This window comes from Rhodocytophaga rosea, assembly GCF_010119975.1.
In the GTDB taxonomy this organism is placed as follows: Bacteria; Bacteroidota; Bacteroidia; order Cytophagales; family 172606-1; genus Rhodocytophaga; species Rhodocytophaga rosea.
Genome location: NZ_CP048222.1, coordinates 2,217,426 through 2,242,364, shown reverse-complemented (window position 1 = coordinate 2,242,364; position 24,939 = coordinate 2,217,426). Strand labels below are relative to the sequence as shown.

21 protein-coding genes are annotated in these 24,939 nt (G+C 39.9%); 10 read left to right on the top strand and 11 right to left on the bottom strand.

Going from position 1 to position 24,939, the window contains the following annotated elements; all coding sequences use genetic code 11:
* Positions 1-4: 4 nt before the first annotated feature.
* Complete coding sequence (locus GXP67_RS09385) at positions 5-1,174, bottom strand: PQQ-dependent sugar dehydrogenase (RefSeq protein ID WP_162442904.1); 1,170 nt, start codon at positions 1,172-1,174, stop codon at positions 5-7.
* A gap of 790 nt (positions 1,175-1,964) precedes the next feature.
* Positions 1,965-2,882 (bottom strand): S66 peptidase family protein, encoded by a 918-nt coding sequence (locus GXP67_RS09380; protein ID WP_232065068.1) that lies wholly within the window; start codon positions 2,880-2,882, stop codon positions 1,965-1,967.
* Between the two features lie 112 nt (positions 2,883-2,994).
* On the opposite strand from GXP67_RS09380, the gene GXP67_RS09375 reads away from it, so the two are divergent.
* Positions 2,995-5,943, top strand: a complete 2,949-nt coding sequence (locus GXP67_RS09375; protein WP_162442903.1) for a DEAD/DEAH box helicase — start codon at positions 2,995-2,997, stop codon at positions 5,941-5,943.
* Between the two features lie 81 nt (positions 5,944-6,024).
* Here the strand turns inward: GXP67_RS09375 and pgl are convergent, their stop codons facing one another.
* From pgl to GXP67_RS09360, 3 genes are all read right to left on the bottom strand, one after another.
* Positions 6,025-6,744 (bottom strand): 6-phosphogluconolactonase, encoded by a 720-nt coding sequence (gene pgl, locus GXP67_RS09370; RefSeq protein ID WP_162442902.1) that lies wholly within the window; start codon positions 6,742-6,744, stop codon positions 6,025-6,027.
* A gap of 143 nt (positions 6,745-6,887) precedes the next feature.
* Positions 6,888-7,526, bottom strand: a complete 639-nt coding sequence (locus tag GXP67_RS09365; protein ID WP_162442901.1) for an MBL fold metallo-hydrolase — start codon at positions 7,524-7,526, stop codon at positions 6,888-6,890.
* 42 nt (positions 7,527-7,568) lie between these two features.
* Complete coding sequence (locus GXP67_RS09360) at positions 7,569-8,291, bottom strand: SAM-dependent methyltransferase (protein ID WP_162442900.1); 723 nt, start codon at positions 8,289-8,291, stop codon at positions 7,569-7,571.
* 115 nt (positions 8,292-8,406) lie between these two features.
* Here GXP67_RS09360 and GXP67_RS09355 point away from each other — a divergent pair, with 115 nt between their 5' ends.
* Both GXP67_RS09355 and GXP67_RS09350 read left to right on the top strand, forming a co-directional pair.
* Positions 8,407-8,625 (top strand): DUF2905 domain-containing protein, encoded by a 219-nt coding sequence (locus tag GXP67_RS09355; protein ID WP_162442899.1) that lies wholly within the window; start codon positions 8,407-8,409, stop codon positions 8,623-8,625.
* A 98-nt stretch (positions 8,626-8,723) separates the two neighbouring features.
* Positions 8,724-9,521: an SDR family NAD(P)-dependent oxidoreductase gene (locus tag GXP67_RS09350; protein ID WP_162442898.1), complete on the top strand. Its 798-nt coding sequence runs from the start codon at positions 8,724-8,726 to the stop codon at positions 9,519-9,521.
* A 27-nt stretch (positions 9,522-9,548) separates the two neighbouring features.
* Here the strand turns inward: GXP67_RS09350 and GXP67_RS09345 are convergent, their stop codons facing one another.
* Positions 9,549-10,841: a hypothetical protein gene (locus GXP67_RS09345; RefSeq protein WP_162442897.1), complete on the bottom strand. Its 1,293-nt coding sequence runs from the start codon at positions 10,839-10,841 to the stop codon at positions 9,549-9,551.
* 277 nt (positions 10,842-11,118) lie between these two features.
* On the opposite strand from GXP67_RS09345, the gene GXP67_RS09340 reads away from it, so the two are divergent.
* From GXP67_RS09340 to aat, 5 genes are all read left to right on the top strand, one after another.
* Positions 11,119-12,021: an SMP-30/gluconolactonase/LRE family protein gene (locus tag GXP67_RS09340; protein WP_232065067.1), complete on the top strand. Its 903-nt coding sequence runs from the start codon at positions 11,119-11,121 to the stop codon at positions 12,019-12,021.
* An 87-nt stretch (positions 12,022-12,108) separates the two neighbouring features.
* On the top strand, positions 12,109-13,221 hold the full coding sequence (locus GXP67_RS09335; RefSeq protein WP_162442896.1) for a DKNYY domain-containing protein: 1,113 nt from the start codon (positions 12,109-12,111) through the stop codon (positions 13,219-13,221).
* A gap of 150 nt (positions 13,222-13,371) precedes the next feature.
* Positions 13,372-13,944, top strand: a complete 573-nt coding sequence (locus GXP67_RS09330) for an outer membrane beta-barrel protein (protein ID WP_162442895.1) — start codon at positions 13,372-13,374, stop codon at positions 13,942-13,944.
* Positions 13,945-14,080: 136 nt separating this feature from the next.
* The gene (locus tag GXP67_RS09325) at positions 14,081-15,097 is read left to right on the top strand and encodes an NAD(P)H-dependent glycerol-3-phosphate dehydrogenase (RefSeq protein WP_232065065.1); all 1,017 of its coding nucleotides are present in this window, start codon (positions 14,081-14,083) and stop codon (positions 15,095-15,097) included.
* Positions 15,098-15,153: 56 nt separating this feature from the next.
* Positions 15,154-15,753 carry a leucyl/phenylalanyl-tRNA--protein transferase gene (gene aat, locus GXP67_RS09320; protein WP_162442894.1) on the top strand — a complete coding sequence of 200 codons (600 nt, stop codon included), beginning with the start codon at positions 15,154-15,156 and terminating at the stop codon, positions 15,751-15,753.
* Positions 15,754-15,772: 19 nt separating this feature from the next.
* On the opposite strand, the gene GXP67_RS09315 is transcribed toward aat, so the two are convergent.
* Positions 15,773-17,875 (bottom strand): PAS domain-containing hybrid sensor histidine kinase/response regulator, encoded by a 2,103-nt coding sequence (locus GXP67_RS09315; RefSeq protein ID WP_162442893.1) that lies wholly within the window; start codon positions 17,873-17,875, stop codon positions 15,773-15,775.
* Positions 17,876-18,074: 199 nt separating this feature from the next.
* Complete coding sequence (locus GXP67_RS09310; protein ID WP_162442892.1) at positions 18,075-18,452, bottom strand: DUF7793 family protein; 378 nt, start codon at positions 18,450-18,452, stop codon at positions 18,075-18,077.
* A 150-nt stretch (positions 18,453-18,602) separates the two neighbouring features.
* Here GXP67_RS09310 and GXP67_RS09305 point away from each other — a divergent pair, with 150 nt between their 5' ends.
* Positions 18,603-21,032, top strand: coding sequence for a bifunctional aminotransferase class I/II-fold pyridoxal phosphate-dependent enzyme/GNAT family N-acetyltransferase (locus tag GXP67_RS09305; protein WP_162442891.1), 2,430 nt, complete (start codon positions 18,603-18,605; stop codon positions 21,030-21,032).
* A gap of 44 nt (positions 21,033-21,076) precedes the next feature.
* Here the strand turns inward: GXP67_RS09305 and GXP67_RS09300 are convergent, their stop codons facing one another.
* From GXP67_RS09300 to GXP67_RS09290, 3 genes are all read right to left on the bottom strand, one after another.
* Entirely contained in the window at positions 21,077-22,228 is a 1,152-nt protein-coding gene (locus GXP67_RS09300) for a cysteine desulfurase family protein (RefSeq protein ID WP_162442890.1), read from the bottom strand.
* 172 nt (positions 22,229-22,400) lie between these two features.
* The gene (glmM, locus tag GXP67_RS09295) at positions 22,401-23,813 is read right to left on the bottom strand and encodes a phosphoglucosamine mutase (protein ID WP_162442889.1); all 1,413 of its coding nucleotides are present in this window, start codon (positions 23,811-23,813) and stop codon (positions 22,401-22,403) included.
* A gap of 71 nt (positions 23,814-23,884) precedes the next feature.
* On the bottom strand, positions 23,885-24,094 hold the full coding sequence (locus GXP67_RS09290; RefSeq protein ID WP_162442888.1) for a hypothetical protein: 210 nt from the start codon (positions 24,092-24,094) through the stop codon (positions 23,885-23,887).
* Between the two features lie 216 nt (positions 24,095-24,310).
* Between GXP67_RS09290 and GXP67_RS09285 the strand changes: the two genes are divergently transcribed.
* Complete coding sequence (locus tag GXP67_RS09285) at positions 24,311-24,934, top strand: lipoprotein signal peptidase (RefSeq protein WP_162442887.1); 624 nt, start codon at positions 24,311-24,313, stop codon at positions 24,932-24,934.
* Positions 24,935-24,939: the final 5 nt, after the last annotated feature.

The window sequence follows — 24,939 nt, the reverse complement described above, 5'->3', positions numbered from 1 at the left end:
ACTATTACAGTTTATGGGCCATCAGTTTGAAAATTTTGCCGTTGTTATGTGAGCAAACATATAATTCATGATCGGCATCTTCTCCAAAAGCAGAAAGTAGTCCATCCAGCTCAGTTACTAACTCACTTTCATAGGAGCCATCTTTTTTCTGGGACAGCGCCCAGATCTTACCACTCTGATAATCTCCAAAAATATACTTACCCACCAGCTGTGGTAAATTTTTACCCCTGTATACAAAACCACCTGTAACCGACTGGCCTAATCCAGCTGAGTGCAGGTATTCATACACTGGCTTAACCAAACCTTCTGTTTGACAACTCCGGCCTTTATTACTATTCCATCCGGCATAACAGTCCATTCCTTCCATAATTTTCCAGCCATAATTCCCTCCTTTTTCGATAATATCGATTTCTTCCCTTGCATTCTGGCCTACATCACCAGCCCACAGTTGACCAGTCTGACTATCAAAACTAAATTTCCATACATTGCGAAGGCCATAGGCATAAATTTCTTCCCGGTAGCCTTCTTTGTTTCCGGCAAAGGGATTGTCTTTGGGAATACTATAGTTAAGATTGCCATATTTAGAGTCCACATCAATCCGCATGATCTTACCAAGCAGTTCTTTAAGATTCTGTGAACGGTTCTGCGGATCGCCGCCGCTACCGCCGTCTCCTGCAGATATATACAGGTAACCATCTTTACCAAAAGCGATTTTTCCACCATTATGGTTAGAATAGGGCTGATCATAGGTTAACAGTACTACTTCACTATCCGGATTGGCTACATCTGGGTTTGTTTTACTTACCTGGAATCTGGAAACAACCGTTTCTAATGAACTACCCCGGGTATAGTTCACATAGAAAAAGCCATTCTGTCTAAAATCCGGATGAAAAGCCAGTCCTAATAAACCTCTTTCTCCTCCACTTATTACTTTATTGGTAATATCCAGGAATTTTTTTGTTTGAGATACATCTGACTGGTCTGGGAAAACGTGAATCACTCCTTTCTGGGCAATTACAAAGAGTCGCCTGGTTCCATCGGCCGGACTTATAAACTCTACCGGCATTTCAAAAGTGAGTTTAACAAAAGCTTCCCGCAATCTTACCTGGGGTACTTTGGGTAAATTTGCAGAAAGCAGCAATGTTAATATAACTACCGATATAAACGACCTCATGAAAAGTATAATTTGGTTACTATAAACGTCAAACTACCAATTAGTTTTCTCTGGAAATCCCGCTAACATTTACTTTTCTGCGTAATCTTGTATTCAATTTAACAAGAACTTGTTCAATAATTGAGTACATCGGATAACTTTTGCGCATTCTGTAGAGATAAACTACATAAACTTATTTGTAAAATACACGTAAATATTGCCAATAGAAACTTAAAATGCGGCTTAATTTCAAAATTAAACCATCTTTTATAAAAAAAAATTAAAAAAAGATTGAAGTTTTGCTGCGTTTTTGTCAATCATAACTTAAAACCTTTTTTGAGTAAGAACTACAAGTAATTTGATGTATTTACAAGTTTATGTTTTCAGAAATTGTAACTGAATCCATTAAATAATTTAACCATGACATACGTATTAAACAATTTTATGTGCTCTGTATTGGGGCGTAAAGAAAAACACAGCTGGAAATCAATTGCGATTTTTTATGGCATTCTTTTTACAGCTATGACGCTACTTTCCCTTCCTGTAATTATGACTTTTTAATTCATAAACAGCTGAAAATAATATTTTTAAAAAAAATAAATTGAATATATTTCAATAAACTTATACTAACCAGCGTTCAATTCAGGAAAGGGAAACAATAGTTTCTAGCATTATATTGAGATTTTATATAAAATTTCATCCAAAGACATTCATTTTACGTAAGTAAATAAAGAAATTATGTAGGCGATACATAATGCAAAAAGTGTATATCGTAAAGGCCTCTGTTGATAGCAGAGGCTTTTATTTTGCATTAAACGCTCATTTCTTCATCAAAAGTCAGGAAACTGCCTGTATTACTTACAATTAGTCTGGCTAAGCTACCACAAGGAATCGCCATATTTTGAGGCTCGTGCCCGATGGGAAACTGATAACATACCGGATAATCATACTCTTGCACTGCCTCTGCTACAATCTCATAAGCTGTTTTGCCAAAAGGGGTCTGGTTATCTTTTACATCCGAAAAATGCCCTACAATCAAGCCTGCCAGGTGAGCCAGTTTACCCGAACGTTTTAATTGTATCATCATCCGGTCGATATTGTACAGGTATTCGTTAATATCTTCTATAAATAGAATTTTAGAAGTTGTATCTATATCTGATGGAGTACCTGTAACCGAAGCCAGTAAAGCCAGATTACCACCAATAATTTCACCAATGCTTTCCCCGGTTCGGTTGAGTGGATATTCCCTAGCCTGATAATCTACATTTTCTCCAAACAATACTTTACGGAGGCTTTCCACAGAGTCAGCAGTTTCCTCTTTGCCAAATGTAAGCGGCATAATAGCATGGATGCTTTGTACACCTCTGCTGTGCAGGTGGCAATGCAGGGCTGTAATATCACTATAGCCGACAATCCATTTGGGTTGTTTAAGAAAAGAAGAAAAATCAATCCGGTCTATGATTCGGGTAGTACCATATCCACCTCTGGCACACAGTATAGCTTTTATATGAGTATCATCCAGCATTTGTTGAAAATCGGTAATGCGCTGCTCGTCGATACCAGCAAACTGGAAGTTCTCTGCAAATACGTGTTTACCTAACTGAACCTTCAACCCCCACCCTTCAATTACCTGGATGGCTCTATCTATATCTGGAGATGAAACTTTTCCTCCTGGAGCCACTACACCTACTGTATCACCCGCTTGTAAAAAAAATGGACGTATCAACATAGCAAAGGTTGCGATTAACGATTTTTTAATTTATAATTATAGATTTTTAAAATAAAGATGCGAGAAATTTTTCAGTAAATCGCTTTATTTGTAGTTCTCATTTCCCAAAAAAATGAACGTATCACCAGCAGACCCTTTTCAAATTGTTTACTCTTTGTATGAGCATGAGTATCTGGGTTATCTTTTCGAATCATTCGTAGTAGAACTCGACCAGCGGGGACAACTCACGCTAAAAAACCAGAACATCTCATCAAAAAATGCTATTGAATTTTCTACCGGCCTGGATGAAACTGATTTCCAGCTGGTAAAACTTATGGATGGCCTTCAGCAGGACGTGATTCTTAAAAAATTCTACAATAAGAAAATCAGTGTAGCTGACTTCTTTCTCAAAGTGTATGACCCCAAAAAGGGAGACGTACTTCTACAGGAAGTGATTGAAAAATATGTGGAATCGGTGAAGGCGAAAATTTTGAACCTGATCGGAGAAAAAATGCTGTTTATCATGGGCAGCGACGGAAATCCTGCCTGGCAACGCATCTACCGGATTCCGGAAAAAGCCACAGTCCTGTTTCATTTCAGGCGCAATGAGGATAATACGCATTATTTCCCAACCGTAAGGCATGCCCATCAAAAACTGGAATTCCAGAATAAAGGGGCAATTATCATTTGCAACGACCCGGCCTGGATGATTCTGGAGAACAAGCTATATAATTTTGAGAAAAATGTAGATGGGAATAAACTGAAGCCTTTCCTGAATAAGAAGTTCATCCTAATTCCCAAAAACGTTGAAGAAACCTATTATAAGAAATTTGTAGCACCTCTGGTCGCTTCTTTTGATGTTTATGCAAAAGGTTTTGATATCCGTTCAGAATCATATCAGCCGACGGCCGTATTAACCTTCTCTGAAGCCCATTCGTCACCGGTACCCGTAAATCTGTTTAGTAACGGCAACGGTCAGGAAGATGTGCTTACGGTGGAACCTACGACAGAAAGTAAAATCATTTTTGATCTTTCATTTGAATATGGTAAATATTCCTTCCGGCCCGACCATGCAACCGCTTCCAGTGTGAGTGTAGAGAAGACAGATGATTCCTATGTTTTCTATAAAGTTCGCCGGATGCTCGACCAGGAACGGCGCAAAATACAAGCCTTGCAAAAAATAGGTCTGGAAATCAAAAATGGTAAAGTTAGCCTTGATAAAGAAACAGCGTTTTCCTGGATCTATCAACATAATGATTTTTTAAAACAGGAAGGTTTTATCCTGAAACAAAACATTTCTGACCATAAACGATATTTTGTTGGCGAATCTTCGATTAACGTAGAGATCACCGAAAATCGGGACTGGTTCGATATTTTTGCTAAAATCCGGTTTGGAGAGTTTGAAATTCCATTTATCCAGCTTCGCAACCTGATTCTGCACAATAAGCGTGAGTTTATCTTACCCAATGGAGAAATAGCCATTATTCCAGAAGCCTGGCGAAGACAATACTCTGAATTGTTTGCTTTTGCTGAGGAGACAGATGCTTCTACTGAGCTGACGTTGAAGAAATACCATGTAGCCCTGGTACAGGATTTACAGAATGGGAATCTGGCACAGGTTACTATCAATAATAAACTGGAGAAATTACGTGATTTCGATAAAATAGAAGACTTTGTTTTGCCACAGAAGTTTGTAGGCCGCTTACGCCCGTACCAGAAAGCAGGCTATAACTGGATGCAATTCTTGAACAAATATAAATTTGGTGGTTGCCTGGCCGATGATATGGGCTTAGGGAAAACTGTACAAACGCTGGCTTTGCTGCAATCTCAGAAAGAAGCCGGAATCAAACAGACTTCTTTGCTGGTGATGCCCACTTCGCTGGTATATAACTGGGAAATGGAAGCCAGGAAATTTACGCCACAGCTCCGGATTTTTGTATATACCGGAACCCACCGGGAGAAAAATCTGGCTCAGTTTGAAGGATACGACCTGGTTCTCACTTCCTATGGTATTATCCGGATTGATATTGATATGCTGAAAGAATTTTATTTCAACTATATTATTCTGGACGAATCGCAGGCTATTAAAAATCCTGGTTCCAATATTTCCAAAGCGGTAGTACAACTCAATGCCCGCCACCGACTTATCCTGACGGGTACACCTCTGGAGAACAGCACCCTGGATCTGTGGTCGCAGATGAGTTTTATTAATCCTGGTTTGCTGGGTACAGAACGTTTCTTCCGGAATGAGTTTTTGTTGCCCATTGAGAAAAAGAACGATGAACTTAAAATGCAGCGGTTATATGCCATAATTAAGCCTTTTATTATGAGGCGGCATAAATCGCAGGTAGCTACCGAACTTCCCGAAAAAGTAGAGAACATCCAGTATTGCAAAATGGATGTGGAGCAGGAGAAAGAATATGAAGAGGCAAAATCCTACTTCCGGAATAAGATTCTGGAGCAGATGGATGAAAAAGGCAAGCCTAAGTCACAGCTGATTTTATTGCAAGGCTTAACCAAGCTCCGCCAGATCGCCAATCATCCAAGAATGGTGAATCCAGATTATAAGGGTGGTTCCGGAAAGCTGGAAGATGTACTACATCGCCTGGAAACTGCTGTGGGTGAGCATCATAAAATTTTGATTTTTAGCCAGTTCGTCAAACATTTAGCTATACTCAAAGAATATCTGGATGAAGCCCGCATAACGTATACTTACCTGGATGGCAGTACTAAAGACCGGAAGTCACAGGTAGAGTTGTTTCAGCAGGATAAAAATATACAGGTATTTCTTATTTCGCTGAAAGCAGGTGGATTAGGCCTTAACTTAACGGCTGCCGACTATGTATTTATTCTCGATCCCTGGTGGAACCCTGCTATTGAAGCGCAGGCAGTAGACCGTGCTCACCGTATAGGGCAAGAGCAGAAAGTATTTACCTATAAGTTTATTACGAAAAATACGGTAGAAGAGAAAATCCTGGCCTTACAGCGGAATAAAAAACGCCTTGCTGACGAATTGATCACCACAGAAGAAAGCTTTGTAAAATCCCTGTCGAAAGAGGATATTCTCACGCTGCTGGATTAAAATTTATAAGTATGTTGCTGTAAAAAACAAAAGCGATGGATACCAATTCATCGCTTTTGTTTTCTGAAGAAGAGGGGTAATTTACTTTACCAGGTGTGCAGCCGCTTCATCTATAAACCAGTGCAGTTTGCCAGAGGATGGCTTAATTAGTTGTGCAGGTAAAAAGTCTGGCTGGTATTTTCCTTTTACTACATCATATAATACCTGCGCTTTACTGCTCCCAAACAGGATAAATGCAATTTTTTTTGCCTGATTAATAAAGGGAGCAGTTAGTGTAATCCTATACATCTGCTGATCAGTAAGATATACTTCCTTTACCCATCGCTCTTTTTCCTCCAGTACAGGCGTATAGGGAAATAGTGAAGCTGTATGGCCGTTCTCTCCTAAGCCAAGCAGTATCAAATCAAATTGTGGCGGTTGTCCAGCAAAGTGCTTTTGTAATATTCCTTCGTATTGGCGTGCCGATTCATCTGCAGGAATTTCACCAGACATGGGATATATCTGGTCTTTAGGAACCGGAACATGATTTAATAGCGCTTCAAAAGTCATTTTGGCATTATTGCGTGAATCATTGAAAGGCACACTGCGTTCATCACCCCAAAATACAAAAGTTTTATTCCATGGAATACTATCCCGGTAAGGGGAATTTGCCAGAATTTGATATAGTTGTTTAGGAGAAGAGCCACCAGTAAGGGCAACCGTAAAGCGCCCCTGTGTTTGTACAGCCTCTTTTGCGGCTTCGGCAAAATAAGAAGCCAGTGCCTGGCTTGCTTGTTCTGAGGTAGAATATATATGAAACATAGATTAGAAAAGGATGGGAAGCAAAATTCTGAAAATTGCGCAGATAAGCAAAGCTGGTTAACGCTCAATCTGCTATACTACTCTCAATTTATTAATCTTAATACAGTGTATTTAGCCATATCCAAAGAGTAAGGGATTTTACTTTAGGTTAGGAAGGAATTATATTTTTTCTCATAGCCGATAGTAGTAGTGCCCCCATGACCTGGATATACCACAACTTCATCTCCCAACGGAAAAAGCTTGGTTTGAATACTTTCAATGAGCGTATTAAAATTACCGCCAGGCAAGTCAGTACGGCCAATACTGCCCCTAAACAGTACATCGCCACTAATACATAGTTGTTGAGCGGAATTATAAAAAGCAATATGTCCGGGTGCATGACCTGGTACAAATAATACTTCCAGGGTGGTATTTCCAAAAGTTACAGTGTCGCCCTCATTCAGATAATGATCGGGTTGTGCCGGTTCATATTGCATAAATCCCCAGTTAGGAGCATACGTTTCTACCGCCCGTAAGGTAGCTTCATCGAGTGGGTGAATATATAGTTCCACACCAAACTTTTGTTTTACAAAGGCATTGCCCAGCACATGATCTATATGTCCATGGGTATTGAGTAACTTTGATACGGTAAGTTTATTGGTTTGAATGAATTCTTCCAGGGCTTGCTTTTCTTGCTTCTCATAACAGCCGGGGTCAATAATGACACAAGCTCTGGTCTCATCATACAATATATAAGTATTTTCCTGAAGTGGATTAAAAGTGAAAGTTTGAATCTGGATCATATATTGGAAGATATAGGTTAGAAAGCAGGAATCGGAAATAGCTCAAAACGTGGATTTATACAGCAAAAATATGGTTGGCTTCTTGTGCAGATCGGGTTTATGCTTTGCCCAGTCCTTAATTTTATAAGTTCGGATCAGTTCATCTGGTGCCGTAATCTGGGTAGCAATACAAAGTAATGTATCCGGCTGGCATGTCTGCAAAAAATCATCCAGCAACTGGTTGTTGCGGAAAGGGGTTTCCATACATATCTGGGTCTGGTTTTTCTGCAGGCTGTCTTTTTCGAGTTGGCGGATGGATTTTGCCCGTTCGGTTTTGTCGATAGGCAGGTATCCATGAAAAATGAATGATTGTCCGCTAAATCCGGAAGCCATTAAAGCAAGCAAAATAGAAGAAGGCCCTACCAGTGGAACTACCTGGATTTCCTTTTTATGCGCCAGTTGAACGGCCATTGCTCCAGGATCTGCAATGCCAGGACAACCAGCCTCAGATATTACACCGGCATCTTCCCCATTGAGCAGAACGTTTATGTATTGCGCCACTTCTGCAGAAGGTGTATCTTTATCTAAGGTATAAAATTGCAGGCTTTCTATGGATTTTCCGGTCTGAAGTTCACTGATAAACCGGCGGGCCGTACGCACATTTTCTACAAAAAAATGGTTGATATGCGAAATAACGTCTTTGATCTGAGGAGATAATACCTGGCCTGCAGTAGCTGGCGCCAGGACTGTAGGAATCAGGTATAGCACTCCTTTTTTTTCAGGCATGGGAATGGCAGGCTTTACACGTTTGTTTTCAGCTTTAAACTTAATTAAAACGGAAACGTTACCTAACAAGAATTGAATAGAAAATTAATTTCTTATACTCATTACTCAATTAACTATGCAGGGCCTTGGAAAGATATTGATTATTGCAGGCGTTGTACTGATTCTGGCAGGCTTATTTTTTCTTTTTTCTTCCAGAATCCCATTCATAGGCAAATTACCCGGTGACATTCTGGTAAAGCGCGAAAACTTTACCTTCTATTTTCCGCTTGCTACCAGCATTCTGCTCAGTATACTTGTTTCCCTGATATTGTATCTGGTGCGAAAATTCAGCTGATACCAAAGGAATCGGCCAATAATTTACAGATTAATTTCCCGGCTGTAGCTATACAATGATAGCACTTATATAGTATACTTGCAGGCAAAATATAACCTATGTCTGAAGAAAGCCATCGAGTACGCTTTGCCGGCAAACATGTACTTATTACCGGAGGTGCCAGGGGAATTGGTCTTGAAATCGCCAGCCAGTTTGCCAGAGAAAAAGCCATCATTTCTCTTTTCGATACCCACCGGCAAAATCTTGCAGCTGCTGCTGAAAAAATAGCTGCTACTGGCATCAAAGTGTATACGTATCAGGTGGATGTATCCAACAGGCAGCAGGTGCTGGAAGCGGTGGAAAGAGTAGAGGCTACCGCTCCAATTGATGTACTGATAAATAATGCAGGTATTGGCAGAGAAACTCCTTTTCTGGAAATTACCGAAAAGGAATGGAAAGAGATCCTGGATGTAAACCTGACTGGTATGTTTTATGTAGCGCAGGCCGTTTGCCGCTATATGTACAGCCGCAAAAAAGGAGTGGTAGTAAATATGGGTAGTAAAAACGGCCTGGATGGCGAGTATGGCTATGCCCATTATAATGCGTCTAAGGGAGGTGTAATTATGCTCACCAAAACCATGGCCCTGGAATTTGCCCATATCGGCATCCGGGTCAATGCAGTTTGTCCGGGGTACATACAAACGCCCATGTCAATGGAGATAGATCCGCCTGAATTCACCCAGCAATTTGTAGATAAATACATTCCGCTCAATAGAGCAGGCAGTGTAGAAGAGGTAGCACCTGCATTTCTGTTTCTTGCCAGTGAAGAAAGTAGTTTTATGACCGGACAGATTCTCATTCTCGACGGCGGCCAGTTGGCCGGACAAAAGCCTGGAAATGAGTTGCTGAAGAAGTAAAATAGTAAGTAATCGTTATGTATCACACTATTGTTGACTATTTGCCTTTTTGAAAGAAACAGCCCATATAATCAGGTAGAGTAGAAAGGGAAGAAAACCTATCTTATATCTGGCTAATGCACCGAAATTAGGCGCTGAAAATGCCAGTAAAGTTGCCAGTAGGAGTATATAGATAAGGGTAGCTGTTAATAATAAATATACCTGGGGATGTGTAGCTAGTGGCAGTTTTCTCAAACGGAACAGAACTGCCAGGCTTGTAAGCAAAATGAATAGATTTTCCGTGCCGGTCAAGTACTGAAAAAATGTACCGGCTTCCCATATAAACGGCCGGAATAAACCGGAAACTACAGCCAGAGGTGCATTTTTCGATAAACTAATGAAAGTAGGTTGTAACTGCCTGAATTGGATCACATCTTCAGGGGCAGAAGCCGCCAGAGTTACCTCATGATTTTCCAGGATAGTACCTATCAGAACGTTCATTTGTAAACTTGGATGCAGCATGGTAGCAAGCATCAGAATGCCTGTAAACAGAAGCAGATATAGAGCTATGATGATAACTGGTTTTGTAAGAGCAAGCCACTTTTTATGCAGATACAACGCTGCAAAATAAGCCAGATACACTGGTAGAAGCACTGCCAGATAGTAGTATTTGAGTTTCCAGACCAGGTAAACCGATAGGAGAAGAAATAAGATGTGTCCAATTTTTCTTAGAGAAGAAACAGGAAGTTGTACGCCAAAATTATAAGAAAGTAGCAAGTGCAGGCTGCAGGTAATACAAGCCATAGCTAACGTTTCTTTGATCAGGCCGCTGCTCCAGAAAACCACAGAAGGAAAGAGCAGAAACGCAATAGCTGCTGCGATGCGGGATGTAGGAAAAATTATCACTAATGTATTAGCCAGCCGCCAGAAAGCATAAAAGCTCAATAATGACAGATACAAGCCGGTAATCCAGTAAGTATTGCCGGTAAACACATTAAAAAAACTCACCAGTTTGGCCATAAAAAAAGCCCTCGGCTGTTCCCATAATCCAAAGGTGATTTCCGGCGCAGGCTGATTAAAAAAAAGAATATGGAAGTAAGCCAAGGGTTTTGTCCAGGCTAATTCTGCTAGCTTACTGGCATCTTCAAAATACAGAATAGTATCTGCCTGGTAGTTATAGTAAGAGGTATATACCCATCCTAAGGCAATTCCGGCGGCCATTTTGAATAAAAACCCTGGCCAGAATATATTGATCAGCGGCATACCAGCTGATTTCCGGTACAGCCAGAAAGCAAGCAACAGCAATATAGGAACATGAATTAAGTAAGAAACTATAGCCATTCAATTTGTATCCCGGCTGGCAAGATACGCAATTTAGATAGTGCATACAGTCCTTAACAGCCCAATTATATACCTGTCATGGGATATGGCTATCGGTACTTGTTTGTATTTATTCCTGGAGCTATGCTTAACAGGTTCTTTCCACAAAGCAGCAGATTTGGTACGATATGAAGTATCTAGTTATAAGATCAGTATACACAGTATTGCTTCCTGTTAATTATTTTATAATTTGTGCCAAAATTTTATCTGTTTTTATAAGACAAACTCCTCTTAACCTATGAAAAAGATTCTAATACTAGCTTTGTTTGCTATGGCTGTAAGTGCCTGCTCTGATGAAAAAAAAACAGATAGCACTACGGCCGCTGATACCACAGCAACCACTACTGCTACTACGGCTGAACCCGAAAGTACTGTGCCTTCATTACAAAAAGTATGGGAAACTGATACGGTTCTCACCACTGTGGAATCTACCTTATATGATGCAAAGTCTGGTGTAATTTACACGAGCAATATTGAAGGTGGTCCTAATGAAAAAGATGGGAAAGGCTCCATTTCTAAACTCAAACCCGATGGGACCATTGAAAAGGTAAAATGGGTGAGCGGATTGAATGCACCTAAAGGAATGGCCATCCTGAACGATAAGTTGTATGTAACTGATGTTGACCAACTGGTAGAAATCAACATAGCCGATGGTAAAATTGTGAAGCGTTATCCGGTAAAGGGTGCTAAATTCCTCAATGATGCTGCCACCGACGGAACCAAAGTGTATTTTACGGATATGCAAACCGGCAAAGTACATGTGCTGGAAAATGCCCAGATAGGCACTGTTGCTGAAGGACTCGAAAATATCAACGGGCTTGCTTTTAATGACAAAGGAGGTATGTTATTTCTGAATGGCAAAGGATTAGGACAGTATAACATGCAGGATAAAAAAAGCAGCTTTGTAAATGAAGTAGTAACCGGAGGCGATGGCCTGGTAGTGATTGATGACAATACTTATATCGCCAGCCGCTGGCAAGGTGAGATATACCTAGTAAAAGATGGCAAAGAACACTTGTTGCTGGATACCAAAGGAGAATCTTCCAATACAGCTGATATTGATTATATCAAAGACCAGAACCTGGTGCTGGTGCCTACTTTCCTGAAGAACAAAGTAGTAGCATATAAACTGACTTACTAAAGCGAATCATAAATTGCTTTTTACCAATGGCCTATTGAATTCAATAGGCCATAATTTTTTCTATATTGATTTCTTGCTCTCAAATCTATGCCGTTAGTTAAACTAGTAAAATGGATATTTAAATCAATCTTCATTCTCACTGGTCTGGTATCTGTGTTCCGCTGCAATTCAGGCTATAAAGAAAAGGACGGCAAAATTACCTTCAACGGCCGGGAAATTACGGATAAAAATTTTGTAGTGCTTAATGATGTATTTGCCAAAGATTCGGCCTATATCTATTACAAAGATCAAGTAATTACAGATGCCGATATAGTAACCTTTCAGGCCCTGGATGAGCAATACGCCAAAGACAAAAACCGGGTATATTATTGCGATGAATACCGGGAAAGCCAGAACTACTTTTTAACCAAACGGAAAACCATCACTATTGTTGACAAAGCTATTGCTGATTCATTTACAAGCCTGGGAGGTGGCTATGCAAAGGATGGCCGCTTTGCTTATTTTGAAGGAACAGCATTTCCTGTAAAAGACATCGCCACTTTTGAAGGCATCGACAGGTATTTTTCCAGAGATCAGATGCAGGCGTATTTTAACCGTAAACCGATTGCAGGCAGCGATGGAAAAACGTTTGAAGTGATTGATTACCATTACGCCAAAGACAAAGCCCAGGTATATTTTTATGGGCATCCTGGAGAAGTAAAAGAGGATATTTATATCCTGCCTTGCAACCCTGCTGCCTTTCAGGTATTAGACTATCCCTTTTCAAAAGATGATAATCAGGTAGTTTATGAAAATGAAAAGATGCCTCAGGTACATATTGCCAGCTTTCAGGTATTGAAAAACGGCTATTCCAAAGACCAGAACGCTGTTTATTTCGAAACTCAGAAAATAGCAGGTGTCGATGTTACTTCTTTTGAATTATATGCAGCTAATGATTCCCTCACGCAGGATTTTTATTATGCCAGGGATAAAGCTTCGGTATACTGGCAGCACAAACAAGTAAAGCAAGCGGATGTAAATAGTTTCAAAGTATTAGGCCATGGATATGGCAGCGATCATACGCATGTATTTTACAAAACTACTATCCTTACTGGTGCTGACCCCAATAGCTTTACTGTCTATCCACATGGCTTTGGCGATGCCGATGCAGAAGACAGCAGAAACAAATATAATGAGGGAAAAATGGTAGTGAGCGAGTAGATTTCAGTAAGCATATGCTTACTGAAAAAGATTAATTTAAATAATTACGAGCAAGATTTTCTCTGGCGTAATAGTTGTTGCACTCTCTGATTAGCATACACTGGGTTATTAAATATCTTTTTGATTTTCTCCTCTTATCCTTTAAAAGCTATGAAAACAACCAGAATGCTATTACCCCTTATTTGCTCCCTGTTTTGTCTCTTATTCTTTCTTCCAACAGCCTATGCACAAACTGAAAAAGGTACGCTGCTGCTGGGTGGCAATGCCAGTATGAGCTTTAATTCTCAGATGAGTAATAAATCTTTCGGTGTGTCCATATACCCGCAGGTAGGATTTTTTGTAGCTAATAAATTTGCTTTGGGAGCAAATGTGTCTTTGGGGTATTCAAGTTATGATGTCAATTCTTTCAGAAGTGGAAGCATTGGTATTGGGCCATTTGTCCGTTATTATCTAGGTGCTGGTAAAGCTATTCCCTTTCTGGAAGCAAGAGGAGGATGGAATCATTACCAGAGTAAATACAAAGAACCAAACGGAACTACGAGAAAGGATAGACAAAATTCCGGCTATGGTGGTCTGGGCCTTGGGCTGGCATACTTTCTTACACCTACCATTGGGCTGGAATCTCTTCTTTCCTACGATCTATACCGCCAGAATTCTTATACCAACCGGGCGTTGAACTTAAGAATAGGCTTCCAGATCTATTTCTCCCGCAACAAAGAGTAGTTAATGGCTGGTGCCGATATATGAGGGTATAAACGATAATCTTATTTTACACAATAACCCGCAAGTTTTCAAAATCTTGCGGGTTTTATATGCGTCCTGCTATATTTGTAGTATAACCATGTAAAATCACTTTCAATTGAAGACAAAAATAAACCCGGAATCCTTACCGGTAGTAGCAGTGATTGGAGGAGGAAGCTGGGCAACGGCAATTGTAAAAATCCTGTCGGAAACGGATGTCAAAATCCGGTGGTGGCTACGAAATGCCGATGATGTTGCTTATATTCAAACATATGGCCATAATTCGCATTACCTGAGTGATGTACAGATAAACCTGCGGAAAGTAAAAGTATATAACGATATTGTAAAAACAATCAGTAAGGCTACCTATATCATTCTGGCCGTTCCAGCGGCATTCATTCAGCAAGCCTTGCAGCCAGTATCTGCCATGCATCTGGAGCAAAAGGTTGTCGTATCTGCTATTAAAGGAATGATTCCTGAACAAAACCTGCTCGTAACCGATTGGATAGAGCAGCAATATGGCGTATCACCTGATCATATCTGTGTAATTGCAGGCCCTTGCCATGCCGAAGAAGTAGCGCTCGAAAAACAATCCTATCTCACCATTGCTTCAAAAGATGAAGTACAGGCTGCTGCTTTTGCCAGGCTAATGACATGCCGGTTTGTACAGGCTTCGGCTATTGACGATGTATATGGCGTAGAATATTGTGCGGTGATGAAAAATATCATTGCCCTTGCTTGTGGTATCACACATGGATTGAATTATGGAGATAATTTTCAGGCTGTGCTGGTATCCAATGCGATGCAGGAAATTAAGCGTTTCCTGGATCATATTTATCCTAAGCACCGGGATTTGAGTGGTTCGGCTTACCTGGGCGATTTACTGGTAACCGCTTATTCTCAGTTTAGCCGCAACCGTACCTTCGGAAATATGATCGGTCGGGGATATAGCGTAAAATCGGCACAAGTGGAAATGAATATGATTGCTGAAGGGTATTATGCTGTAAAAAGTATCCACGAAATGAATGCAAAACAAGGCGTATCTATGCCTATTACCGAAGCAGTATTTCAGATCTTATACGAAAAAATTCCGCCAGGCACAGCAATACATCATTTAAAAGAAGTACTGAGGTGAAGGTTTAATTACGAATTACCAATTACGAATGACTATAGACTAACGACTATTAACCTATGTCTTATAAGCATATACTTACAGCCGACCAGTTACTATATGGCTATGTGAATGGAATATTTCCCATGGCCGAAGGTAAGCATGGAAAGATCTATTGGTATGCTTCTGACCCTAGGGCTATTATTCCTATCTATTCCTATAAGCCTTCTCGTTCCTTGCGTCCGGTAATCAACCAGGGCATTTTTAACATCCGGTTTGATACATGTTTTGAACAGGTGATCCGGTACTGTGCGGCACCCCGGCAAAATGACGATAATACCTGGATTTCTGAAGAGATTGTCCGGGCCTATACAGAGTTACACCAGTTGGGATATGCCCATAGTGTAGAGGCATTTGTCGGCAATGAACTGGCCGGAGGGTTATATGGAGTAGCGTTAGGCGCTGCTTTTTTTGGTGAATCTATGTTCCATCTCAAAAATAATGCTTCCAAGGTTGCTTTCTATTATCTGATTGAACAGCTTAAAAAACAAGGATTTGAATTATTAGACACCCAGTTTATTAATGACAATGTGCAACGGTACGGAGCCATCGAAATTCCCCAGGCTGAATATATGGATTTACTTAAGAAAGCGTTAAGCCGGCAGATTTCATTTCTATAATGGAATGCAGGCTCATTAGTTATTTTGACGGCACAAAAGTAGTTACGATCGTGTAAATCTCCTGTTTGGTAAAAGGCTTGGCAATATGTGCATTCATGCCAGCTTCCAGGCATTTATCTATATCTTCTTTATATACATTGGCAGATAAGCCGATAATAGGTTTCTGATATCCTTTAGCCCGAAGGGTACGTGAGGCTGTGTAGCCATCCATTACTGGCATCTGGATGTCCATAAATATAATATCAAAATTTTCCTGAGCCGCTTTTTCAACTGCTTCCTGTCCGTTTTCAACAATGCTCACCTGAGCACCCAGGTCTTTTAATACTTTAGCAGCGATAAGCTGATTCACCTGGTTATCCTCTACGATCAGTACTTCATAGGGCTCCTCGAAATAAAGCTTTTTACTTTCACTTGTTGAACCAGTGGGTACTGGTTGAGTAGTACTTATACTTAATTTGCATATAAACCAGAAAGCTGAACCTGGATAGGTTGAATGAAAAGGTTTATTTACTACTGGGCTTACCACACCGGCTTGTCCTCCCATTAGTGTTGTTAATTGCTTTACAATGGTTAAACCTAAGCCTGAACCACCAAACTTCCGGGTGATGGAATTGTCGGCCTGGGTAAAACTTTCAAAAATAGCCTTCTGCTTTTCATCCGGTACGCCTGGTCCTGTATCTATTACGCTTCCTTTGATATAGATTTCGCCTGGCTGATTGCTTTGCGGCACCAATTCAAAATGAATAGCAATTCCACCTTCCTGAGTAAACTTAAGGGCATTTCCCAGCAGGTTTACCAGAATCTGATTGATTCTTGTGGGATCTCCTTTCACAGCGTAATAGGGTAGTAAGGGATCAAATGTGAGAGAAAAACCAAGCTTTTTCTCTTCTGCCATATAACGGTAGGGCTTAATATTGGCCGAGATAACATCCCTGAAATTAAAATCTATGTTTTCGAGGCTAAGTTTGCCTTCTTCAATTTTATTAAGGTCTAAAATATCACTCAGTAGTTTTGATAGATTTTGCCCGGAGGTTTTTACCAGCTGAAGGTATTCTGTCTGCTCGGCATTCAAGGGAGTTTGAAGCAGAAATTCAGTAAAACCTAAAATTCCATTCAAAGGTGTACGGATTTCATGGCTCATGTTCGACAAAAACCGGCTCTTTGACCTGTTTGCCGTTTCCGCTTGCTCCTTGGCATTCTGCAACTCTATCTCAGAAAGCTTCTGAGCTGTAATGTCCGTATGTGCCCAAATCATTCGTACTACTTCACCTCTCTCATTTTTGTGGTGAATAGCCCTGGAAAGTAAATATACCGGAGAACCACTTTTATGATGATACCGCTGAATTACTCTGAATTCAGGAATTAAGCCTTTGTTATAAGCTTCGATCAGGCTGAGTGCAAGCTTATAATCTTCCCGGTAGATTACTCTTTCCCAGCTGGCTAAAGAATTAGGTAGCTCATGGTCGGCATACCCGAGCATATGTTTCCACCTGGGCGAAAAATAAATATGATTAGTGGTTAAGTCCCAGTCCCAGATGCCATCATTACTTGCCTGTAAAGCCAGTTCAAAAAGTTCTTTACTTCTTTTAAGTTCTTCGGCTGCTGCTTTCTGCTGGGTAATATCTTTGGCAATACATAAAATCCCGCTTATATTTTTCTGCTGGTTATATAGTAAGGAAAAAGAACAGGAAACAGGAATAATTTTTTTGTGTAACGACAAAAAGCTTGCTTCAATATTGTAGCAGTGCCCTTCCCGGTGTATTTGCCCAATTAATTCATCAAGCGTCTGCGAAGTAATGTCTGCGAAAAGTAAAGAAAATGGTTTTCCGAGTAAATCGCGTTTATGATAAGCCAGTAATTTTTCAGCGGTTGTATTTATGTTCTGAATACTGCCATCCGGATTGAGTACAACTAATATATCAGCTACTCCTTCAAAAATACTGGTCAGGTAATCCCTGGAAACGGTGGAAGCTTGTAATTCTTCTCCCAGCATATTAATACCAGCGATAATGGCATCCATTTCATCATCGCTATCCGAAATTTGCAGCCTATATCCAAAATTACCGGAAGCAAGCTCAATAATGAGTTTTGTTATTTCTTCTGTCCGGTTTTCTTTGTTCATGCTCATGAATCGCTTTCTGCTGTAATATTATCAAAAACTATTACAGCCTTACTAGTGTTTTTGTTCTATTCATTACACAAACAACATCAATCCATAAATAATTGCGATAGATCAAAATTCGAGGACGTAATAGGTAAAAATTTTTAAATCTTATTAAGGAATGTTTCTTTGAATATATATTAAAATATTACATAAGCGGTTACCTATATTTTTTTAACCATTCTTTGGCCTGAAGTGGATCATTAAATACCTGCATTGGATAGTCAGGTTTATTTAAAGCAATAAAAAAGTTATAAATCACTTTCCCTACTGAAGAATCTATAATAAGTGCAATGGCCTTAATGCCTTTCGAAGGCTCCTCCGTCGATAAGTAATCCCGTGCTTCTTTTGTCGTATCCTTTACTTTAGAATAGTCTGTAAGCACAGGATAGCTTTTTTCAAGCGTAAACGAAAGTCTCTCCTGAGTAGCCATTTTAGCTGTTTGTAAATCTACCTTATCTACTTTGTAGATACCATGTAAAATCCCCTCTTCTAACCAAAGCTCAAGTATATTTCCATTGTAATAATTCTCTTTCATACGTTTTATTTACCAGTTAAAGTATTTGTCCTACTTTTATCAACCCATGTATCATATAAATACGCATTAATTACATAAATAATTACTGCTCTGTTTTTTGGTCTGGTGCTAATTTCCTTTTTTTAAACATAAATAAGTTTTATACAATTCATGGCCAAAACCAGACATAACAATTTATTAGACACCATTGATGAAATCATCACTGATGCTAAAAACAAAGGCATTGTTCATCTATATACTGAAGATGAATCATTTACAGGCCGGAAAGTACAAATAAATGGCCGTGATCTCTACCATTTTGGTACTACCGGTTATTTAGGCTTAGAACAGGATATCCGACTGAAAGAGGCGGCAATAGATGCTATTATCAAATATGGCACTCAATTTCCTTTATCCAAAACGTACTTATCTTTTGGCATTTATAAAGAACTGGAAGAATGCCTGTTTAAAATGTATGGCCATCCAGTACTGGTTTCAAAAAATAGCACCCTTGCACATATCGGAGTTATTCCCAGCATCGTCCGTGACGAAGATGCGGTAATTTTAGACCATCAGGTACATGCCAGCGCCCAGAATGCCTGTCAATTACTTAAACCCCGTGGCATTCATGTAGATATGATCCGGCACAGTAATTTACAAATGCTGGAAGACAAAATTAAGGAATTTAGTAATAAATATAATAAAATATGGTATATGGTGGATGGCGTGTATTCGATGTATGGCGATTGTGCACCCATTCCAGAATTAATCCAATTATTAGAGAAATATCCCAAATTCCATTTGTATGTAGATGATGTGCATGGCATGAGCTGGGCTGGCAAACATGGCACCGGCTATGTAATGGGTCAGGTGAAAAAATTGCATCCCAAAATGGTGCTGGTGGCTACCCTCAGTAAATCGTTTGGAGCAAGCGGGGGAATTATTGTTTTTCCGGATGAGGAATTGTACCGGAAAGTAAAAACGTTTGGTGGACCCCAAACTTTTTCTGCCCAGCTTGAGCCACCCATGGTCGCTGCCGCTTTAGCATCTGCTAAAATCCATTTATCTGATGAGATTTATTCGATGCAGCAGGAACTGGCTACCAAAATTAATTATTGTAACTTATTACTCCGGCAAACCGATGTGCCGCTGGTAGAAGAAAATAAATGCCCGGTATTTTTTATCGGCACCGGACTTCCGGCAACCGGCTATAATTTTGTAAGTCGTCTGATGAATGAAGGGTTTTATGTAAATCTGGGCGTTTTTCCGGCAGTTCCGGTTAAAAATACCGGGGTGCGCTTTACGATTTCCAGGCACAACAGAATAGAAGATATTGAAAAACTGGTAGATGCCATCAAATATCACTACCCCAAGGCTCTGGCCGAAGAAAACCGTACCCAGAATCAGGTAAGGAAGGCATTTAACTTGCCCTTGATCCAGGAGAAACTGCTTACTACTGCTGTTGATACTACACTTACCCTTCAACACCTGACTAGCATTGAAGCAGTTGACCAGAAAGAATGGGATTCCTTGTTTGGCAGAAATGGCTCTTTTGACTGGCAGGGATTACAATTTATGGAAAAGGTTTTTTCTAATCAGGAGAAGCCGGAGGATAACTGGGAATTTCATTATTATATTGTTAGAGATTGTAACCAAAAGCCAGTAATGGCTACTTTCTTCACTATTAATCTCTGGAAAGAAGATATGCTGGCGCCGGCTTCTGTTTCCCAGCAACTGGAAGAAAAGAGGAAAACGAATCCCTATCATCTTACCTCGCCAGTAGTAAATATGGGTTCATTACTTACGGAAGGAGAGCATTTATTTATAGATAAAAGCAATCCACAGTGGAAAAAAGCGATGCTTCAGGTATTGGATGCTGTAAGTGTTGAGCAGGAAAGGACTAATGCTTCGATGATTGTGCTGAGAGATTTTGAAGCAACAGATACAGACCTGAAGGATTTTCTGATAGACCAGGGCTATTTTAAGATTGATGTGCCTGATACATGTATTATAGAGAACCTGGCATGGAACAATACAGAGGAATTTCTGCAAACACTTTCTGCCAATGCCCGGGCTAATGTTAGGAAAGAAGCCCTGAAATATGAGTCGTTATTTGAAGTTGAAGTAAAAGAAACGGTTACCCAAGAAGAAATTGCTCATTTTTATACATTATACCAGCAGGTAAAAGCCCGGAATTTTGATTTAAATGTATTTGAATATCCCCAAAATTTATTTGCCCAGATGGCCAGTAATCCTAAATGGGAGTTTATTATTCTGAAAATAAAATCAGCCGAAGGCAAGAGTACACCGCCTGTGGCCGTAATTTTTTCCTATAAGGGGTATGGTAATAATTATTGCCCTGTACTGCTTGGAATGGATTATGCATACCTGGAATCGCATAATGTATATCGTCAGGTACTATTTCAGGTCGTATTGCGGGCCCGTCAGTTAGATGTGAAAAAAGTGTATTTAGGCTTATCTGCTTCGATAGAGAAAAGGAAATTCGGTGCGACAGTAATTCCTAAAGTGGCCTATATTCAAACGAAAGATAATTTCAATATGGAAGTGATAGGTATGATGAATGTAGAGAATAAAAAATAATTTTAACAGATAATGATTGGTCTCCAGCAGGCAGTTTTAGAAAACTACCGGTTGGGGACCAACGTTTTTTTATACATTTCTGCCAGTATATCTACTGTATGGTCTATTTCCTGAGGAGTATTGTACTTGCTGAATGAAAACCGCACTGATGGACGATCAGGGTTGACGTTTAACGCTTGTAATACATGCGAACCTATATTTGAACCACTGGAACAGGCACTACCTCCGGAAGCAGATATTTTATGAATATCCAGGTTGAAAAGCAGCATATCGCTCAGGTCGGATGGTGGCAGGCTAACGTTTAGTACAGTATATAAACTACGTTCCGGGTTTTCGCAATCGCCATTAAAAGCAACATCTTCTATCGCCGTTTTTAGCTTTTCAATCATTCTGGATTTCAGACTTTGGATATACGCCTGATGTTCGGCCATATCTCTATAGGCAATTTCTAACGCTTTGGCTAAACCCACAATGCCATACACATTTTCAGTACCTCCCCGCATATTTCTTTCCTGTGCGCCTCCGGTAATAAAAGGATGTATTTTTGAGGCATTATTTATATATAAAAAGCCAACGCCTTTGGGTCCATGAAATTTATGAGCGGCACCCACCATAAAATTAAGTTTCAGCTCCTGTAAGTTGTGCTTATAATGCCCCACCGTTTGTACGGTATCTGAATGAAAGATGGCACTGTGTTCCTTACATAATTGTCCAATAGTTTGAATGTTTGCCAGGTTTCCTATTTCATTGTTGGCATGCATGAGCGACACCAATGAGCCAGGATAATTGGCCAGTAATTCCGACAGATGATTCAAATCCAGATGTCCTTTTTCATCCAGCCGGACAAAGTGGACTTCTATTAGTCCTTTTTTCTCCAGTTCTTCCAGCGTATGCAATACCGCATGGTGCTCAATAGGAGAGGTAATGGCATGTTTTATATTGTAAGCTTCAACTGAGCAGCGGATGGCCGTATTATCGGCTTCTGTACCACCTGACGTAAAAAATAGTTCTGAAGGGGAAGTATTTAGTAAAGCGGCAATGGTTTTCCTGGCTTTTTCAATGGCTGTTCTAGCTTCCCGGCCATGCGAATGAATGGAAGAAGGGTTGCCAAAGTTTTCCAGCATCAGGGGAGCCATAGTGTCAAATACTTCTTTATCCAGAGGGGTAGTAGCCGCATTATCTAAATAGATTCGCATAGGTAGAATTACAGATTAGAGGTGTAAAAATAGGAAGACTATGCACTGGTAAATAACAATTTAAATATATTTCTGCCCTGCTGAAAAACGGCCCAAAAATCAGCCAGCTTATACAGCTAACTGATATAGTGCAATCTTAATATAATGTAAGTTTACTAATTTGAAAAGGAAACTAAGCCCGGATTTTCTGAGAAACAATCTCTTTTATATCGGTAATAATTTTATTGGCTAAATACTCAGCTGTAGCCTGGGTCGCAGATTCTGAGTATATCCGGATAATGGGCTCCGTGTTGGATTTACGAAGGTGTACCCATTCTTTCTCGAACTCTATTTTCACGCCATCTACTGTGTTAATAGGATTTTTCTCGTATTTCTTCTGAATAGTTTCTAATACTTCATTTACATCTATTTCGGGCGTAAGTTCAATTTTATTTTTAGAGATATAATAATTGGGATACACAGAACGAAGTCTGGAAATAGAATGACCCGAAACAGCCAGATGGCTCAAAAATAAAGCAATACCTACCAGGGCATCCCGGCCAAAATGTAAATCAGGATAAATAATTCCTCCATTCCCTTCTCCACCTATTACAGCCTTATTTTCTTTCATCGCTGTTACTACGTTCACCTCACCCACAGCAGAAGCAAAATAAGTGCCTCCTGCTTTTTCAGTTACATCCCGTAAAGCTCTGGTCGAAGATAGATTGGATACCGTATTACCGGTTTTATGTTTCAATATATAATCTGCTACGGCAACCAGGGTATATTCTTCACCAAACATACTACCATCTTCACACACAAAAGCCAGCCGGTCTACATCCGGGTCTACTACAATTCCGAGGTCAAAGCGGCTTCTCTGAATTTCTCCGGATATTTGAAGCAAGTTTTCTGGCAACGGTTCTGGGTTATGCGCAAAGTTTCCGGTAGGCTCTCCATTTAGTAAAGTAATTTTTTTTACCCCTAATGCTTTCAATAACATAGGCACCACCACACCACCGGTAGAATTAATGGCATCTACCATAATATAAAACTGTTTAGCAGCAATGGCTTCCCGGTTTACCAGCGGAAGTTGCAAGATGGCATCTATGTGTTTTTGCAGGTACGTGTCGTCGGTAAAATATTTCCCCAGCTTTTTTACCTCTACAAATTCAAAGGTCTCATTTTCAGCAATGCTAAGGATTTCTTCTCCATCTGCCGCCGAAATAAATTCTCCATCCCCATTTAAAAGTTTAAGTGCATTCCACTGAACCGGGTTATGGCTGGCTGTAATAATGATACCACCTGAAGCTTTCTCGGCAGTTACGGCAAGTTCTACAGTAGGCGTAGTAGACAAGCCAATATCCACTACATCAATGCCAACGCTCTGGAGTGTAGCAGCCACCAGCCTGGTTACCATACTACCCGAAATTCTGGCATCACGGCCTATAATAACTTTGGGAGCTTCCGTTGTCTGAATAATTGTATGCGCTTTAATCCAGGCTCCATAAGCAGCCGTAAACTTTACAATATCCAAAGGTGTGAGCGATTCGCCTGGCTTACCTCCAATGGTTCCCCTAATTCCAGAAATTGATTTAATTAATGACACTCGTGATTATTTATTTGAGCAAAATGTGTAAAAATGCAAAAGTTGTTGTGCATACATCTCTTGTAGCTGTATTAGGAATGAACCCCAACCTGCTTTACAGGTATAGTCTGGCATTCACCAACCTTTTTTCCACAGGCACAGTCAACCCCTTTTGCCAGAAGCTCAGGGCTCTGTGAGGCACAGGTACCTTTAAATTCGCCATCCTTTAAAAATATCAGTCTTACCGATAAGCCAATAAAAAACAAGGCCAGAATACCGATTGTTAATAATATAGTTGCCATAAAAATTCTTAAATACGTTACAAATATACATAATTCTCTATTTTAGAACTTTAAAAACCTAGGTTAAGTTTCTATGCTTTGCGGAAAACTATGTATTCTACCAGAATGTCCGGCCATTTGCTAAGGGAAAGATAATTTTGTATTGACATTAAGTTTTTTTTATACTACAGATTTAATCCTTATTTTTGAAAAGTGAGGTCTATTTGATATTAATAAATGAAGTATTATAAATATTATCTGCTAAGCTTAGGAGTGATTTTGCTGGACCAGACAGTAAAAATGCTGGTTCATTTTAATATGGAACTTGGTTCTATTGGCCAGATACCTATTTTCGGTGATTGGTTTAAACTCCATTATACACTTAATCCAGGAATGGCATTCGGCCTGCAAATTGGTTCTGAATACGGAAAGCTGGTATTAAGTTTATTCCGCCTGGCAGCTATGGTGGGAATTGCCTTATATCTGCGCATACTGGTTAAAAAAGGCGTTCATGAAGGTTTGTTGTGGTGTACAGCATTAATACTCGGAGGTGCTATCGGCAATGTAATAGACAGTACGTTTTATGGGGTATTTCTGCATAATGCGCCGGCAGATTCACCAACTCCCTGGTTTCATGGACAGGTAATAGATATGTTCTACCTGGATGTGTGGGAAGGAATTCTGCCAGAATGGATTCCGGTAATAGGGGGAGAGTTCTATTCTTTATGGCCTATTTTCAATGTGGCAGATGCTTCTATTTTTGTAGGAGTAGCGGTTATTCTGATTATGCAACGGAGGTTTTTTGCTGAAAAAGAATCGGAAGAAGAGAAAGTAAATCAGAATTCTGTAGCAGATATATAGCTCTG